The sequence below is a fragment of the Bacillus sp. MUM 13 genome (assembly GCF_001866725.1).
In the GTDB taxonomy this organism is placed as follows: domain Bacteria; phylum Bacillota; class Bacilli; order Bacillales; family DSM-1321; genus Peribacillus.
The window spans coordinates 22,980-39,510 of the sequence record NZ_MLYQ01000032.1 but is presented as its reverse complement, the minus strand read 5'-3'; the positions used below and the strand labels follow the sequence as shown (position 1 = coordinate 39,510).

The following is a 16,531-nucleotide window of genomic DNA, read 5'->3' as shown; positions in this document are numbered from 1 at the left end:
CACCTTCCCGCTAATCCCACACTGTCGCACCTTACACTCCAATCAACCCGGTTTAACAACAGGATTGCTTCATAGAACAATTAAAAAACAGCAATCTTTAAGAAAAGAGCCTTTTAAAAGCGAGACAGCCAGTTACCTCCTTCCCGCTTTCCTGATCAGCATGAATAAGCCAGTCAATACTGTTATAATAGGCACATTTATTTTACATATACCACCTTTGCATACTATAATTTTTAATAGAAAATAATAGTAGGTGGAGAAAAAATGAATTTCAAAAAAGGCAATAAAGATTATCTCCTTTTCCTTGCTTGGATCTCAGCAATTATTGCCATGTTTGGCAGTTTATATTTTTCTGAAATAAAACACTTTGAGCCTTGCAAGCTATGCTGGTATCAAAGAATCCTCATGTATCCTTTAACAGTGCTTTTAGGTGCGGCCGTCGTTAAAAAAGATTACCCTATCGTTTTTTATACGATGATGCTATCAGGAATAGGCATGTTCTTGTCAGCTTATCATTTTTCTATTCAAAAGATTCCTTTTTTCACGGAACACGTTGCATCCTGCGGCAGAGTTTCCTGCACAAGTGATTACATCAATTGGTTCGGCTTCGTAACCATCCCGCTGCTCGCCTTGATAGGCTTTGTAATCATCTTCACTAGCAGTGCTGCGGTATGGAAGCTCAACAGGGAGGCTGCTTCATGAAGAAATTTGCCATATTTCTACTGGTTGTCCTGGCTTTGTTTATCACAATCAGCCTTATCAGTTCCATGCAAAGAAATGAGAGGTCTGAAGGCAATCCCTATGGCAAAAAAAGTTTAAAACCTGCAACAATAGGCCAATTAAAAGACCCAAATTACCAGAATCTGATTTTGCCTGATGAATTAAGCAAAAAATTAAAAGATCACGAAAATACGGTGGTTTATTTCTATAGCCCAGACTGTAAGGAATGTATCAAAACTACACCGGTTGTTGCGCCCTTGGCAGAAAAAATGGGAATCGACCTTGTTCAATACAACCTGCTGGAGTTTCAAAGCGGCAGGGAAAAATATCATATTAAATCAGCACCAGCCGTTATTTATTTTAAAAACGGGGTTGAGCAAGACCGAATTACCGGGTATAACGGGGAAAAAGCGTATATGGAATGGTTCCAAAAAAATAAAATAGAATAGAGCGCATCCAGCATAAAGAGGCTGACTCAAGGAGTCAGCCTCTTTACAGCGCTTGTAAATTCAGTAAATAGTCTTTAAAATAGGGCTTTGTTAAAGTAAATGGCTGATTGATGAAGCGAACGCCGCCCCCTGCTTAAATCAGCATTGAGCTTTAGTGAAGCCTTAAATTAAGTACTGGTTGGCAGGCTCAAAATTCATCATTAATGCGGTTTCATTTTCCTTACATTTCAATGATGCAAAGTTATCTAAGAAAAACGGAAAGAAAATGCCGGAACCATTTAATAAAGATATATTGCGCATAAATAAAGCCGCAGACTGTTTATCTAGCGGAAAAGGGCTCAGCTTTTCTTTTTTTTCCAGAATAAATTGAATTACCTGAAGGCAGGTCATCACTTGATAAGCTTCTTTTAACGTTCCGCAATAAGTAAAGCAATTTTTTTCAACCTGAAGAACTCCAATTTCTTGAAAATGGAGGATTTCATCAAAATGAAAATACTTGGGGAAAATCGAGCTGTAAAAGTAAGAGACCAATCTTCCAATTTCCTGTTCTTGCTCAGAGGTTGAAGAATAAACAATCTTCACAAAAAAACCACCTTTTACGTCGTATAGACCTATGTTATTCATCGGTTTAAACTTCTATCTTTACAATAGAATATCATATTGTGATTAAAAAGACGGTGGTAATTATACCCACATCAGAAATTTAAATAGGTCAAATGAAGTAGTTTTTTACCGAATTAAGACAATAATTATGTCATATATTGTCGAATTTTTGATGATAATGTCGAATTTAGGAGGATTATCAATGAATATTACCAGAAAAAGGAACAATCTCATAATAACAATTCCGGGTAAATGGAATAATTTAACGGTAGATGATTTTTTTCGCACGGCCCTTCAGGCTCCCAAAAAGTTAATACATCAATGGAGAATGAGCAAAAACGTGACCTTAAATGATGTCCCTGTTAATTGGTCCTCAATACTTAAGGAAGGCGATGAAATAAGCATTCCCGTTTTTGATGAAGAGATAGAAAATCCAGTCGTACCAAATGATCTTGGCATTTCAATTCTTTATGAAGATGACCACCTCTTAATAGCCAATAAACCCGCAGGAATGGATACACATCCTTCAAGCCATGAAAAAAACACGTTGCTTAATGGTGTGGCTTATCATTTAAAGGCTACCGGACAGAATTGCATGATAAAGCATATTCACAGATTGGATAAAGATACTACCGGTGCTGTCATATTCGCAAAAAACCGCTTAGCGGGAAGCATTCTTGACAGGATGCTTGAAGAAAGGGAAATATCGAGAACATATCTTGCAATAGCAGAGGGCTTAATAGAAGGAGAAACGGGAACAATCCGGAAGAATATTGGCCGGGATCGGCATCATCCGACAAGGAGAAGGGTTTCTCCATCGGGACAAGCTGCCGTTACCCATTATAAAGTGGAAAAAAGATGGCCAGATAAAAAAATGACATTAATCAGCTGCACACTTGAAAGCGGACGGACACACCAGATCCGTGTCCATTTAAGCTCAATAAACCACCCTTTAGCAGGAGACGTATTATATGGAGGAAAGAGAATTTTCCCCCGCCAGGCACTTCATGCCCGAAAAGTAACTTTCATACACCCTTTGACGGAACAGGCTGTAGATTGTGTTGCGCCCTTCCTGGATGTGCCTCCTATTTTCTAACCATGTTCTTTAGATTTTTAATAGCCAAAAATAAAAAACCTTCCCATTTTAGGGAAGGCTTTTTTTGTTAAGACGCTCTTCTTGTTCCTCTTAAGATCATGCTTAGGATGAAAACAAATACAATGGCGCCGATTAAAGCTGGAATAATGGCAAAGTTTCCGACAACAGGACCCCAGTCTCCCAAGATTAGTGAACCTAACCATGCACCAATGAAGCCTGCAATAATGTTTCCGATAATGCCAAATGGTACGTCACGTCCAACGATCATGCCTGCAAGCCAGCCTATAATTCCTCCGATGATTAATGACCATAAAAATCCCATTTTATATTCCTCCTTAAATTGATTGTTTTAATTTGTTCACATTAAATTGATTGTTTTATTTGTTTACATTGTTATGAAGCTCTTCTAGTACCTCTTAAAACCAAACTTAAGATGAATACTAATACAATTGCACCGATTAACGCTGGAATAATAGCAAAGTTTCCAACAACTGGACCCCAGTCTCCCAAGATTAGTGAACCTAACCATGCACCAATGAAACCTGCGATGATGTTTCCGATAATGCCAAACGGTACGTCACGTCCAACGATCATGCCTGCAAGCCAGCCTATAATTCCTCCGATGATTAATGACCATAAAAATCCCATTTTGTTTCCTCCTTGAAATTATTTTAGTTTCTTTAATTCAATGTATAGTGTTCAAGAAGCTGGAGAGATATTATCTCTTTTGCCCCTGCTCTTACGGCTTACTAAGAAATTGAGTCTTTAGTCTTTAAATTTTTAATAAGTTATAATGCCATTGTCTGGAAAAATGAAATCAAGTATTTTTTTAATGCTGCAACCATATTTTTAACCTTTTTGTTTTTTTCATTCACTCGTTTCTTCCGGTATCGATCACCTTCCTTCTTTCTTTATTTCTTAGTCTCTTTCTCCGCCGCTGTATTGGTTACTTTCCCCCTTTCTAATTAGATAAAACATTTTTTTTCGAATATAAAAATGTATATTAATTTTGAATATTCTTTTTAAAAGGGGGTATCATTAGTAAGTTGTGAATATATATTGTATTTTTATACATTATACCGTATAAAAAAAGGAAAGCTGGAAAGCTTTCCTTTTTAGTTCTTATATGTAAAGGCTGTTGTTGTTAAATTGGGCTGATTGGAGCGTAAGGCACGAGACTCCTGCTTAGATTAACGGAACAGGCGAGACCCAGCAGGTGCAGCGCATCAAACCGCCCGCCCCGGGGAAGCGAGCATCCGGAGCGGAAATCATCCACTTTGTTCCACAGCAATAAGGTTTACCCAAACAGCCTATTTAAAAAATAAATTCATCAGGATTTTTACCGAAGCGTTCATTCATGTTCAGTGCGTCTATTTTATTCATCTCTTCCATACTTAACTCAAAATCAAATACTTGGGCATTTTGTTCAATCCTTGATGGTGTTACTGATTTAGGGATGACAACAATGCCGTGCTGAAGATGCCATCTGATAAGAATCTGTGCTGGAGTCTTGCCGTGTTTCTCTGCAATGTGGCTGATTGTCGGCTCTTCCAGTAAATTTCCCTGGCCGAGCGGCCCCCATGCCTCTGCTTTAATGTCATGCTTTTTACAAAACTCCCTTATTTCTTCCTGAGAGAGCCGGGGATGAAGTTCAATTTGATTAATTACAGGTGTTACTTCGCTGCTGGCCAACAGGTTTTCTAGATGGTGTATGTGAAAATTACTCACTCCGATTGCCTTGACACGTCCGTCATTGTATATCTTTTCCAACGCCTTCCATGTGTCAATATACTTGTCTTGGCCAGGCCAATGGATTAAATATAAATCCAGATATTCAAGGCCAAGCCGTTTAAGGCTGGCATCATAGGCTGCAAGAGCAGAATCATAGCCCTGGTCATCATTCCAGACCTTGGATGTAATAAATAACTCTTCACGGGGAATCCCGCTTTCTCTGATTGCCTGTCCTACACCTTCTTCGTTTCCATAGATAGCGGCAGTATCAATCGCGCGGTAACCCGCCTCAAGGGCTTTTTTCACAGATTCAACAGTCTGATCTCCATTTTCCACCTTAAAGACCCCAAAGCCAAGCTGAGGCATTTCTACTCCATTATTCAGCGTAACTGTTCCATTAATATTATTAATCATCATCAATACCCCCTTTTTTGATATGTTTTATTGTACATGGACAGGAATAATTTTACTAACCATATGCCCTGCAAACTTTCTTTTTAAGCTGCTCCACGCAAAACTGCAGGGCAAAAGCTGTCATAATCTTTGCAGATCTAGAGCAAGCTAAAAACAATAAGCAAATGGGAGATATACATATAAACTTGAAGGATGTTCGTCAGTTTTTTCAATTTTCTTTATTTAGTTTGTTAAGATTTTGTAAATTTTCGTCGAAATCACTACCACATGACTGAAAAAATTCGTTACAATAAACTCGCAAGTCATGCGCGCAATACTTTGTGTGCATATATGCTTGATAATAATGGGGGTCTTGAAATGGTATTCAAATCAAAGGACAAATTTGCAATTCTTCTTAATAGTATTTCTTCAAATATTAAGGAAAGCGCCGATTTCTTTGCTGATTTTAAACTGAACAATGTCAGTGACTTAAAAGTGTTTGCTGATAAAATGAAGGATTATGAGCATCAGGGCGATACATACGTTCACGATATTATCAAGGAGCTTAATAATGCATTCATCACACCAATCGAGCGCGAGGATATTCTCCTTTTAGCCATGAACATGGATGATGTCCTGGATGGATTAGAGCATACTGCAGCACTATTCGAAATGTACTCCATCATTAATGCTGATGAGTATATGCTGAAGTTTGTCGATGCAATCAAAAATTGTGCGTATGAAATTCATGCAGCAGTAGTTACACTTTCAACTAAAAAGCTGCAGAACATTCGCGAGCACGCAATCAAAATCAAGGATCTTGAATCTGTTTGTGACGGCATTCAGCGCCAGTCCATCAAAAACCTCTTTACTGTAGAAAAGGACCCAATCCGGATTATCCAGTTTAAAGAGATTTATGAAAACCTTGAAGAAATCGCCGATTATTGCCAGACAGTGGCCAATACACTTGAATCTATTATCATGAAAAACGCTTAAGGAGTTCTCCATACATGGATACTTTATTAGTTTTAACTATACTGATTGTTGTTTTCGCGCTTGGCTTTGACTTCATAAACGGTTTTCATGATACAGCAAATGCAATAGCAACTTCCGTTTCAACCAAAGCCTTAAAGCCAAGACATGCAATTATCATGGCTTCCATCATGAATTTTATTGGAGTCATGACATTCACAGGAGTTGCCAAAACAATCACCAGTGACATCGTGGATCCCAATAAGCTTGGCAATGGCTCAGTTGTTATTCTTGCCGCTTTAATAGCAGCGATTGCCTGGAATCTTATTACTTGGTACTACGGGATACCGAGCAGCTCTTCACATGCTTTGATCGGTTCCATTGCCGGAGCAGCAATTGCAGCTTCAGGATTTGGAATAATTAGATGGAGCGGTTTTATTAAAATTCTTGAAGCTCTAATTATCTCCCCTCTTCTGGCTTTTGGAGTCGGGTATCTTATATACAGCATTTTCAAAGTTGTATTCAAGAACAATAACCTTACAAAAACGAATAAAAAATTCCGTCTTATTCAAATATTGACGGCTGCCATTCAGTCCTATTCACATGGAACGAATGATGCACAAAAATCGATGGGAATCATCACCCTTGCTTTAATCTCTGCAGGATTGGTTAAAAGCAATGATATTCCTTTATGGGTCCAAATTTCATGTGCGGCTGCAATGGGTCTTGGCACTTCTATCGGCGGCTGGAAAATCATCAAAACAGTCGGCGGCAAAATCATGAAAATCCGCCCTGTAAATGGTGTAGCTGCTGATATTACAGGAGCTGCCATCATTTTTGGAGCAACCTTCATCCACCTGCCTGTCAGTACAACCCATGTTATCTCCTCATCTATTCTTGGTGTAGGTTCTTCACATAGAATAAAAGGAGTTAAATGGGGCACTGCAAAGCGCATGGTAATTACATGGTTCATCACGCTTCCAATTTCCGCAGCGCTGGCAGCAGCCATCTACACAATTTTAAATTTAATTTTTTAAGAAAAAAATCCATTCTGAATTGTTCAGGATGGATTTTTCTAAATGTCCCATATATTCTCCCATGGATATTTAGAGATTTTATTATGATTAATTCCCCAAAATAGATTAAAATTTTAGTAAGGGGGATTTTAAAAATGAAGAATTCCAATAAAAACAGAGATATTTTTAAAGGGCTGTTTGGTGATTTAATGGAATTCGCTGACCGTATCAGCTCGGTACTGGGGTGTCCTGTCACAATTGAAGACAATAATCACCGCCTGCTTGCCTACAGCATGCATGAAGATACGACTGATAAAGCGAGAATTTCCACAATCATTGGAAAACGCGTTCCTGAAAAAGTAATCAACAGTCTTTGGAAGGAAGGAATCATTCCAGCCCTTTTGAAAGAAGATAAGCCGATAAAGGTGCAGGCAATAACAGAAGTCGGACTTGGCAGCAGAGCTGCCGTTAGTATACGCAAGCAAAATGAAGTACTCGGATTTATATGGGCGCTTCAAGTAGACAGACCTTTTTCAGACGAAGATTTAGAATTTTTGCAGCAGGCAGCCAGAGAAGCAAAAAACCAGCTTCAGCAGCATCATTTAAAGAAGAAACAGCTCGAAGCTGGCAATCAGGAGTTTCTTTGGCGCTTACTGACTGGCCACTTTAAGGATGAAGAAGAAGTTCAGGAACATTTGTCCCATTTTCCGCTGCAGTCTCCTTATGTACTTTCTGTCATTGTGTTTGAATTTCCAGAAGAAATTACCAGAGATATTGAACGGAATATTTCTTATATGCTTTTAACAACACAGAAAACAAAGGTGTACTATTATACCATTGATCAAAACAAATTAATTCTGCTGGCAGGATCAGAAAAAAAAGAAAATTTCATCTCTTCCCTTTATGAATTTGTGCCTTACTTCATCATGGAAATGGAAAACCGTTTTGCAGTAAAAGATATTATGGGTGCAGCGGGAAATGTTTATCAGCTACTATCCCATTCTATGCATAGTTATCAGGAAGCCCTTTATACATTGAAGATGAAACATGCATTTCCAAAGGATACAGCGGACATGATTCTTTATGAGCAGCTGGGCATCTTTAGGACCTTGGACTATTTAGTCAGCGGAAAGCACAGCCAGCAGGAGCATTCTTCCCTTGCATTGTTAAAGGAATATGATGCAAAAAATGCCACTGGCCTGCTTGAAACCCTGTTAATATACTTAGAAAAAGATTGCCATCCGAATGAAGCGGCAAAGTCGCTGCATGTACATGCAAATACCCTGAATTACAGGCTGAAGCGAATTACGGAGGTAGCACATATTAACCTCCGTGATCCGCTTCAGAAAATGTCATTGTTTCTGCATCTTAAAACTGAACAATATAAAGAATTTCTTATGAAACCATAACCCTTTGCCATATTAAAATTTCAAATAAAGGAATGATGGACGAAGTGATAAGGGAATCGACGGAACAGTTAAACGAAGAACTTAGGATTATTGAAAAATGGGAAAAAGCACAAAAGGGATTATGGTTTTGGGAAAAAATCGGCAGAATCCCCTTCAAGCTTCTGGATAAATTCACGCCCGCTTTTATCCAGAAAAAACTCGGCGTCCTGCTGGATGAGCTGGGCAGCTTCGTACAGACAGGCGGCCAATATCTGACAAAAGAAAAGCATGTTCTCCATAAAATGCAAATTCAGATGCCAGATGCGGTTTTCACTTCTATTAGCGATATACAAAATGTCCCGCTGTCTGTTATGAAATCAGTCAGTGATGATCTGAATGATTCAAGCAAACAGCTGGCTGCCATACAGGGTGCGTCAACTGGGATTGGCGGCGTTTTCACACTGGCAGTCGATATCCCGATCCTGCTTGGCCTTTCTTTAAAGACTATACAAGATACAGCCATTGCCTACGGTTATAATCCTAAAGTGAAAAAAGAAAGAATCTTTATTGTAAAATGCATGCAATTTGCTACAGCAGATACAGTCGGCAAGGAAGCAATATTAAATGAGCTTTCTTCCTATTCTGATGGAAGAGAATCTCATGCCATGATGTCACAGCTTCAAGGGTGGCGTGAGGTTATATATACCTACCGCGACCAGTATGGATGGAAAAAATTACTTCAGATGGTTCCCGTTGCAGGAATGATTTTTGGTGCATTTACAAACAGGTCCATGATAGGTGATATAGGAGAAACAGCCGGTATGCTGTACCGTAAACGCAGAATTATGGAACGTCTTGCTGAAAAGCAATCACAGATTACGGATGCAGCCGGTGAATAAGCTTCCTTTTAGATGTCAGCTGTGCCCCGTTCATCTAAAAGGCTTCATGATACAAGAAGCGGCGCCTCAAAAATGCGGATCAGGTGAATGATCCGCATGGAGCTTTTAGTGACTTTGAGTAACTATACAGAAGGGCCGTTTGTGGAATTCCACAAATGACCCTTTTTTAATTTTCTGTTTTCTACAAACAAAGATTGAAGTTTTATGCTTATAATTTTTGTACAAAGGTTGAAATTTTTTCTTGGGGGTATTTAATCATGCGTATTGGGATTCCAAAAGAAATAAAAAATAATGAAAATCGTGTTGCCATTACTCCTGCTGGCGTTGTTGCTCTAGTGGAAGCTGGCCATGAAGTGTATATTGAAAAAAATGCAGGTTTAGGAAGCAGCTTTTCAAATGAAGCATATATCGCTGCTGGCGCCATCATTACAGAGGAAGCTTCAGACGTCTGGACAACAGCCCAAATGGTCCTTAAAGTTAAAGAGCCTATTGCTAGTGAATATCAATATTTCCGCAAAGATTTAATTCTTTTCACATATTTGCACCTTGCTGCAGAGCCAAGCCTGACTCAGGCATTGAAAGACAGCGGTATTTTGGCGATTGCTTATGAAACCGTTTCCGTAAATCGCACTCTGCCGCTATTGACTCCAATGAGCGAGGTTGCCGGCAGAATGGCTGCCCAAATCGGCGCCCAGTTCTTAGAAAAGCCTCAGGGCGGAAAAGGAATCCTTTTAAGCGGTGTACCTGGAGTTAAAAGAGGCAAGGTAACAATCGTCGGCGGCGGTGTTGTCGGCACGAACGCTGCTAAAGTGGCGATCGGACTTGGAGCAGATGTAACAATTATCGATTTGAGCCCAGAGCGCCTTCGCCAGCTGGATGACATTTTCGGAAACCAGATCACCACCCTGATTTCCAATCCATACAATCTGGCTCATGCTGTCGCTGAATCAGACCTTGTTATAGGTGCTGTTTTAATTCCTGGTGCCAAAGCACCTAAGCTGGTCACTGAAGAAATGGTAAAAGCCATGGCGGACGGTTCCGTCATCGTGGACGTGGCCATTGACCAAGGCGGTATTTTTGAAACAGCCGACAAAATCTCAACGCATGATAATCCTACGTACGTAAAACATGGCGTTGTTCATTATGCTGTTGCAAATATGCCAGGTGCTGTTCCTCAGACATCTACGATTGCCCTGACGAATGTAACGATCCCATACGCACTGCAAATTGCTAACAAAGGCGCAGTACAGGCAATCAAGGATAATGCAGCTCTTGCTCAGGGAGTGAATGTAGCCAATGGCGAAATCACATTCGAAGCGGTTGCAACCGGTCTTGGCCTGCAATATGTCAGTGTTGAAAAAGCTCTATTTAGCGAGAATATCAACGCGTAATAAAAGACTGCAGACAGCTCCTGTAAAAGAAGCCGTCTGCAGCTTTTTTTATTATAGAATATTTTTTAACCCTTGCATGTAAGCTGCCCAATAATAGTGATTGGGGCAGCTTTCTTCATCATAAATTTTATTGAATGTCTTCCTCGAAAATCTTTCCCGGATTCATGATGCTATTCGGATCTAATGCCTTTTTGATGCTGAGCATGACATCATAGGCATTTCCATGCTCCCTGCGCTGATATTTGATCTTGCCCATACCGACTCCATGCTCTCCCGTACAGGTCCCGCCCTTGGATAAGGCATACTCAACAATTTCTTCATTCAGTTTTTTAGCTTCCATCACTTCTTCAGGATTTTTGAGATCAATCATGAAAAGCACATGGTAGTTACCATCGCCCACATGGCCTACAATAGCTCCTTCAATGTTTGAAGAATCAATCTTCCTCCTCGTATCACTGATTGCAGGTGAAAGTTCATCCAAAGGAACACTAACATCTGTCACCATCAATTTTTTTCCTGGAAAACTATGAATAAAGGAATAGGCGAGATTATGCCTTGCCTCCCAAAGCTCATTGCGGACTTTAGAATCTGTTTCAAATTGAATGTCACGGCAGCCAAGGTCTTTCACGATTTCCCTTGCAAAAGCAACATCCTGATCCAATCCGGCACGGTTTCCATGAAACTCCAGAAATAAGGTTGGTTTTTCTTCATAAGAAGCATTCATATATTTATTAACCTGCACGATGGACTGGGCGTCCACAAGCTCGATCCTGGCAATCGGTATGCCGGCCATCATGATCCCATTGACCGCTTCCACTGCCTCGGCAACAGATGGAAACGAGGCCCTTCCTGCCGCTGTTACTTCAGGAATGCCGTATACCTTCAGGGTGAGCTCAGTAAATACACCTAGCGTCCCTTCTGATCCGACAAACAAACCGTTCAAATTCAAACCGGAAGAAGACTTGCTTGCAAGCCCCCCTGTATGTATAATCTTCCCGTCAGCAAGCACCACTTCAAGATCTCTCACCTGGTCTCTCATGATGCCATATTTAACAGATGTGGTACCGCTCGCATTAGTTGCAGCCATGCCGCCGATGGTTGCATCTGCACCTGGATCAACAGAGAAAAACAAACCATATTTTTTTAATTCCTTATTAAGCTGTGTTCTTGTTACACCAGGCTGAACCTTAACCAAAAAATCCTGTTCCCTCACTTCGAGCACTTTATTCATCAGTGACATATCTATAGATATGCCTCCGCGATAAGGGATAACATGACCTTCAAGACTTGAGCCGAGCCCGAACGGCACGGCTGGAATATGATGTTCATTTGCAAAGCTTAAAATCCTGCTGACTTCATCTGCATTTTCCGGAAAAACGACCACATCAGGCAAAGCTGGGGTATGATATGACTCATCTCTGCTATGCTGTTCCAAAATCGTTTTATTTACCGATATCCTGGATTCATCGAAAATTTCCTGCAAGCCCTTTAAATAATTTGCCATAGTTGTTCCCTCTTTTCATTGCAGTGTTTATTTTTGTATAATTATTTAGAATATTCATTCATATTTATGATAACAAATCTGCTCAACAATGTTAATTAAATTGGACTGCAGGTGTATTCCGCCAGTTAAAACTGCGAGGAGGAACTATTATGAATGCACTGTTTCGTTTTTTAGTGAATGGCCTGCTATTAATGGCCATTGCGTGGCTGCTTGATTCCATTTCAGTCGACTCCTATATCACAGCTTTGATTGCTATCTTTATCTTAGGCATCGTAAACCTTATCGTTAAACCGGTTTTGCACCTGATTTCACTTCCTATTACCATTCTTACTTTCGGTCTTTTCTCCTTTGTCATTAACGCTATTGCCTTTTATCTCACCTCCTATTTAGTCAGCGGCTTTGAAGTCACTTCCTTTTGGGGAGCCTTTATTGGCTCGTTGCTTTTAACCCTCGCCCAAAGCATTTTAGTTAAAAAAGATACATGAAGATGAACGATAAAAAACACATGCCGGATTAATATGGCATGTGTTTTTTCTTAGTCTGTTTCCTCAACTTTGCTGCTATAGAACAAGGTGGCTGATTTCCTGAGGGATGCTCACTTACCGCGGGGTGGCTATTGCAACAGCATTTTTTTCTTTAGGTATGTTTAAACTGTCATATTTTATGGTATCCTTCATAATAGCTAGCTCCTTCTGTAATGCAGCTCTGATTTGGGTATGTTTTCTACCAGTAAACATCCTAACCAAATTAACCTGCGAAATTACAAGTAAGGAGCTAGTTTCGTTCATGATAACCCTGCTGCCCCGCGGGGGGTCTCGATTGACCCGCAAATCCCGCAGGAATCTCCCGCCTTACGCTCCTCAATGAGTTCGGCTTGCGAAACACATTAATAAACACCAATCTTTAGCAAAGAGTCTTTGCTTAACAATTATTAGAATAAGATTTGCTTTTTTCGGTGCATACCTTCATAGCTTCTAAAACAGCCGACCGGAAACCATTCTCTTCAAGAGCCGCAACCGCTTGAATGGTAGAGCCTCCAGGCGTGCATACATCATCTTTCAGTGCACCGGGATGCTTATCTGTATCCAGTACCATTTTAGCTGCACCCAAAACGGCCTGTGCAGCCATTTTATACGCCTGCTTCCTTGGAATGCCGTCCCTAACGCCCCCATCCGCCAGCGCTTCGATAAACATGTACACATATGCAGGCGAAGAACCGCTGATTGCAGGAATTGAATCCATAAGGCTTTCCTCCACAAGCTCTGTTTTTCCAAAGCTGTTTAAAAGCACCTGTATATATTCAAGATCAGTTTTTGTTACTTCTCCATTTATGCACATTGCAGTCATGCCTTCACCGACAAGGGAAGGCGTGTTAGGCATAGTGCGGACTATCTTCACCTTTTTTCCAAAAAACCGCCCGGCCATATCGAGAGTGATGCCGGCAGCAATTGTAATGATAACCGCATGATCCTGGATAACTTCTTTAATTTCACCGATGATTTGTTCATGAAGTGAAGGCTGAACCGCTAGAAATAATACATCTGAACCAGCAGCTATTTCTTTATTATCAAGGGAAACACCGACCTTGAATTTCTCCTTAAGCATTAACAAGGTAGCTTCATTTGCAGTGCTCACTGTTATCCGGCCTGGATCTGCTGCTTTTGCATCAATCAGCCCTCCAAGAATGGCCTGCCCCATTTTACCGCACCCGATAAATCCGATTTTCTTATCCATAATTCCACATCCTGCTTCTGTTAGCTTTTTACACTTATTAATATAGCCAAATGTACTGGCCGTTACTACTCTATCCGAATTTCTCTGTGATGTACAGAAATTCAACAGTGTTTTTTTTATGCTAAAAAGGGAAATTTAAAAACAAAAGTACCTGAGGAGGTTTTTACATGAAAAAAAATTTTTTGCTTCATTCATTGCTTCAAGAAGATATAGTACCTTCTCCTCTTCAGCCGCAGTTCTTTCAAAAACCCACTCTGGAGCTTGCACAGGAGCTGCTTGGGTGCCTGCTTGTTAAAGAGACTCCAGATGGGACAGCTTCTGGGTTTATCGTTGAAACAGAAGCATACATGGGGCCGGGTGACCGGGCTGCGCACAGCTACAATAACCGCCGTACAAAACGAACTGAAATCATGTTCGGGGAATCTGGTTTGATCTATACTTATGTGATGCATACCCATACATTAGTCAACGTTGTTTCAGGGGGAACAGAAACTCCTGAAGCCATCCTCATACGTGCCGTGGAGCCTTTTGAAGGAATTCCCCTTATGCAGCAGCGGAGAGGATTGGAGGACGTCAGGAAGCTGACAAACGGTCCGGGCAAATTAACAAAAGCACTTGGAATCACCATGATGGATTATGGAAACAGTTTTACAGACTCTTCCCTTTACTTATCCTCCGGCATCAAACCTGAGAAGATTTCAGCAGGCCCGAGAATCGGCATTGATAATTCAGGTGAAGCAAAGGACTACCCATGGCGATTTTGGATCTCAGGCAGCATGTATCTCTCAAGATAGCAGAAAGCCTGTCCCATTCTCCCAAGCAGTCTATAATGAGTTGATAATTTCCTTCCCCTCATTTTTTGCATAATTCACCATGGCCGAAATCGGGTAGGCTTCCATTTTTGAAGAATCATAGGGCAGAAGCATGGATGTCAGCTCCTCTGCTCCTGATTCGTTAGAATTAAGCCATGCATCTTCATTTTCCCGTGTCAATATGACTGGCATGCGGTGATGTATTTCCTTCATCAAAGCGTTGGCTTCTGTCGTAATGATTGTACAGGTTTTTAATATTTCCCCTTCATGCTCCCATTCATCCCACAACCCCGCAAAAGCAAAAGGTTCTCTATTTTTTAATGTGATATGATACGGCTGCTTCCTGTCTTCTTCTTTTTTCCATTCATAAAAACCATCGGCGATGATTAAGCATCGGTTTCTTTTAAGGATATTCTTGAATGACGGCTTTACATCTATGGTTTCTGCACGCGCATTGATCATTTTATAGCCGATTTTTGGATCCTTTGCCCACCCTGGCACCAAACCCCACCTGAAATATGTTCCTTCATTTTGTACTCCACCATCCCTGGCCACGGCGAAAATATCCTGTCCCGGTGCTATGTTATAGCGCTCTTTCATTTTCAATGCTGGTGCATTATTAAGCTGGAAACGCTCCGCAATTACCTTTAGTTCTGAAAAGAGATTATACCTTCCGCACATTCCTGATTCCCTCCTGTCGATCTGATACCGTAAATATACCCCATATCTCCCTTCCATACAAAGTGCTTTATGCTGATCTCTAGCAATCCCTGTTATGATCAGACTTTGTTATACTTGCTTGCTGATTTGCGCTGCAGGCACAAGACTCGGCATTATTAAAACGCTTACTGCCCATGTTATAATTTTAAGAGAAAAATCATGATTCAGGGGTGAAAAAATGAAGTACAGAACTTTAGGCAAAACGAATTTGGACATTTCTGTTATTGGATTAGGTACCTGGCAGTTTGGCGGAGAATGGGGCGTGAATTTCACCCAGTCAGACGTAGACAGTATACTGGAGGCAGCACATAATGAGGGAATCAACTTCATCGATACTGCCGAATGCTATGGTGACCATTTATCTGAACGTTTTATCGGTGACTATCTGAGGCGCAATAAAAGGGAAGACTGGATTGTCGCCACGAAATTCGGCCATCATTTTCACGGGAACTTTGACAGGACAAGACATTGGGACGCCAGTGATGTACTGAATCAGCTTGACTCTTCATTAAAGTCGCTGAATACAGATTATATTGACCTTTACCAGGCACATTCCTGCACAGATGAAGAATTTAATAATGATACATTATGGACGATGCTGGATAAGCAAAAGCAGGCAGGCAAAATCCGCTGCCTCGGCATTTCGCTGAAGCAAAATAATGACAGCTACCAGACAGCTAAGGCAAAAGATGTCGGTGCAGGTGCTATCCAGGTTGTATACAATCGCCTGGAACGCTCTCCTGAAGAGTCCATTTTCCCCTTAAGCATTGAACAAAATTTGGGTGTTCTAGCCCGTGTTCCTTTAGCGAGCGGATATTTAAGCGGAAAATACAAGCCTGGTGCTGCATTTGAAAGCAATGATGTCCGTTCAAGGCACGATTCTGATCAAACTGCAAAACTTTTGAAAGAAGTGGAGGAAATCGCGAAAACAGAAGTTCCAGAAGGGGTATCCATGGCTTCCTGGGCACTTGCCTGGTGCCTGAAGCACTCAGCTGTGACCAGTGTAATCCCGGGATGTAAAAATCCTGAACAAGTTGCCCTGAATGCTAAAGCAGCTGATCTGGCTGCTGCAGAACATCCTCAAAATGTTTCCAGCTGATTAC

At 40.8% G+C, this 16,531-nt stretch carries 20 protein-coding genes; 12 read left to right on the top strand and 8 right to left on the bottom strand.

Features of this window, described 5'->3' with window-relative positions:
• The 3 genes from BIV59_RS23930 to BIV59_RS10070 form a co-directional block, all read left to right on the top strand.
• A partial coding sequence (locus BIV59_RS23930) for a hypothetical protein (RefSeq protein WP_205684388.1) occupies positions 1-247 on the top strand: 247 nt, incomplete at its 5' end.
• 17 nt (positions 248-264) lie between these two features.
• Positions 265-702: a disulfide oxidoreductase gene (locus tag BIV59_RS10075; RefSeq protein ID WP_071351356.1), complete on the top strand. Its 438-nt coding sequence runs from the start codon at positions 265-267 to the stop codon at positions 700-702.
• Positions 699-1,169: a thioredoxin family protein gene (locus BIV59_RS10070; protein WP_071351355.1), complete on the top strand. Its 471-nt coding sequence runs from the start codon at positions 699-701 to the stop codon at positions 1,167-1,169. Before BIV59_RS10075 ends, BIV59_RS10070 begins: the two co-directional genes overlap by 4 nt.
• Before the next feature lie 162 nt (positions 1,170-1,331).
• On the opposite strand, the gene BIV59_RS10065 is transcribed toward BIV59_RS10070, so the two are convergent.
• Positions 1,332-1,751 carry a DUF5365 family protein gene (locus BIV59_RS10065; protein ID WP_071351354.1) on the bottom strand — a complete coding sequence of 140 codons (420 nt, stop codon included), beginning with the start codon at positions 1,749-1,751 and terminating at the stop codon, positions 1,332-1,334.
• Positions 1,752-1,974: 223 nt separating this feature from the next.
• Between BIV59_RS10065 and BIV59_RS10060 the strand changes: the two genes are divergently transcribed.
• The gene (locus BIV59_RS10060; protein ID WP_071351353.1) at positions 1,975-2,868 is read left to right on the top strand and encodes an RluA family pseudouridine synthase; all 894 of its coding nucleotides are present in this window, start codon (positions 1,975-1,977) and stop codon (positions 2,866-2,868) included.
• Positions 2,869-2,935: 67 nt separating this feature from the next.
• On the opposite strand, the gene BIV59_RS10055 is transcribed toward BIV59_RS10060, so the two are convergent.
• The 3 genes from BIV59_RS10055 to BIV59_RS10045 all read right to left on the bottom strand — a co-directional run bounded on the left by BIV59_RS10055 (position 2,936) and on the right by BIV59_RS10045 (position 5,013).
• On the bottom strand, positions 2,936-3,190 hold the full coding sequence (locus tag BIV59_RS10055) for a GlsB/YeaQ/YmgE family stress response membrane protein (protein ID WP_071351352.1): 255 nt from the start codon (positions 3,188-3,190) through the stop codon (positions 2,936-2,938).
• A 71-nt stretch (positions 3,191-3,261) separates the two neighbouring features.
• A complete protein-coding gene (locus tag BIV59_RS10050; RefSeq protein ID WP_071351351.1) occupies positions 3,262-3,516 on the bottom strand; it encodes a GlsB/YeaQ/YmgE family stress response membrane protein in 255 nt (84 codons plus the stop codon).
• Between the two features lie 666 nt (positions 3,517-4,182).
• Positions 4,183-5,013 carry an aldo/keto reductase gene (locus tag BIV59_RS10045; RefSeq protein ID WP_139194346.1) on the bottom strand — a complete coding sequence of 277 codons (831 nt, stop codon included), beginning with the start codon at positions 5,011-5,013 and terminating at the stop codon, positions 4,183-4,185.
• A 357-nt stretch (positions 5,014-5,370) separates the two neighbouring features.
• Here BIV59_RS10045 and BIV59_RS10040 point away from each other — a divergent pair, with 357 nt between their 5' ends.
• The 5 genes from BIV59_RS10040 to ald all read left to right on the top strand — a co-directional run bounded on the left by BIV59_RS10040 (position 5,371) and on the right by ald (position 10,658).
• Entirely contained in the window at positions 5,371-5,988 is a 618-nt protein-coding gene (locus BIV59_RS10040; protein WP_071351350.1) for a DUF47 domain-containing protein, read from the top strand.
• A gap of 14 nt (positions 5,989-6,002) precedes the next feature.
• The gene (locus tag BIV59_RS10035; RefSeq protein ID WP_071351349.1) at positions 6,003-7,001 is read left to right on the top strand and encodes an inorganic phosphate transporter; all 999 of its coding nucleotides are present in this window, start codon (positions 6,003-6,005) and stop codon (positions 6,999-7,001) included.
• Between the two features lie 134 nt (positions 7,002-7,135).
• Entirely contained in the window at positions 7,136-8,389 is a 1,254-nt protein-coding gene (locus tag BIV59_RS10030; RefSeq protein WP_071351348.1) for a helix-turn-helix domain-containing protein, read from the top strand.
• Between the two features lie 47 nt (positions 8,390-8,436).
• Positions 8,437-9,267 (top strand): EcsC family protein, encoded by an 831-nt coding sequence (locus BIV59_RS10025; RefSeq protein WP_240501882.1) that lies wholly within the window; start codon positions 8,437-8,439, stop codon positions 9,265-9,267.
• A 257-nt stretch (positions 9,268-9,524) separates the two neighbouring features.
• On the top strand, positions 9,525-10,658 hold the full coding sequence (gene ald, locus BIV59_RS10020) for an alanine dehydrogenase (protein ID WP_071351346.1): 1,134 nt from the start codon (positions 9,525-9,527) through the stop codon (positions 10,656-10,658).
• 127 nt (positions 10,659-10,785) lie between these two features.
• Here ald and BIV59_RS10015 read toward each other — a convergent pair whose 3' ends face one another.
• A complete protein-coding gene (locus tag BIV59_RS10015; RefSeq protein ID WP_071351345.1) occupies positions 10,786-12,162 on the bottom strand; it encodes an FAD-binding oxidoreductase in 1,377 nt (458 codons plus the stop codon).
• Between the two features lie 149 nt (positions 12,163-12,311).
• Between BIV59_RS10015 and BIV59_RS10010 the strand changes: the two genes are divergently transcribed.
• Positions 12,312-12,647, top strand: coding sequence for a phage holin family protein (locus tag BIV59_RS10010; RefSeq protein ID WP_071351344.1), 336 nt, complete (start codon positions 12,312-12,314; stop codon positions 12,645-12,647).
• Between the two features lie 114 nt (positions 12,648-12,761).
• Here the strand turns inward: BIV59_RS10010 and BIV59_RS10005 are convergent, their stop codons facing one another.
• Together BIV59_RS10005 and proC are read right to left on the bottom strand one after the other, a co-directional pair.
• Complete coding sequence (locus tag BIV59_RS10005; protein ID WP_071351343.1) at positions 12,762-12,950, bottom strand: hypothetical protein; 189 nt, start codon at positions 12,948-12,950, stop codon at positions 12,762-12,764.
• Positions 12,951-13,083: 133 nt separating this feature from the next.
• A complete protein-coding gene (gene proC / locus BIV59_RS10000; RefSeq protein ID WP_071351342.1) occupies positions 13,084-13,896 on the bottom strand; it encodes a pyrroline-5-carboxylate reductase in 813 nt (270 codons plus the stop codon).
• Between the two features lie 167 nt (positions 13,897-14,063).
• On the opposite strand from proC, the gene BIV59_RS09995 reads away from it, so the two are divergent.
• A complete protein-coding gene (locus BIV59_RS09995) occupies positions 14,064-14,690 on the top strand; it encodes a DNA-3-methyladenine glycosylase (RefSeq protein WP_071351341.1) in 627 nt (208 codons plus the stop codon).
• Between the two features lie 30 nt (positions 14,691-14,720).
• Here BIV59_RS09995 and BIV59_RS09990 read toward each other — a convergent pair whose 3' ends face one another.
• Positions 14,721-15,389 carry an SOS response-associated peptidase gene (locus BIV59_RS09990; RefSeq protein ID WP_071351340.1) on the bottom strand — a complete coding sequence of 223 codons (669 nt, stop codon included), beginning with the start codon at positions 15,387-15,389 and terminating at the stop codon, positions 14,721-14,723.
• 217 nt (positions 15,390-15,606) lie between these two features.
• Here BIV59_RS09990 and BIV59_RS09985 point away from each other — a divergent pair, with 217 nt between their 5' ends.
• Positions 15,607-16,527, top strand: coding sequence for an aldo/keto reductase (locus BIV59_RS09985; RefSeq protein WP_071351339.1), 921 nt, complete (start codon positions 15,607-15,609; stop codon positions 16,525-16,527).
• Positions 16,528-16,531: the final 4 nt, after the last annotated feature.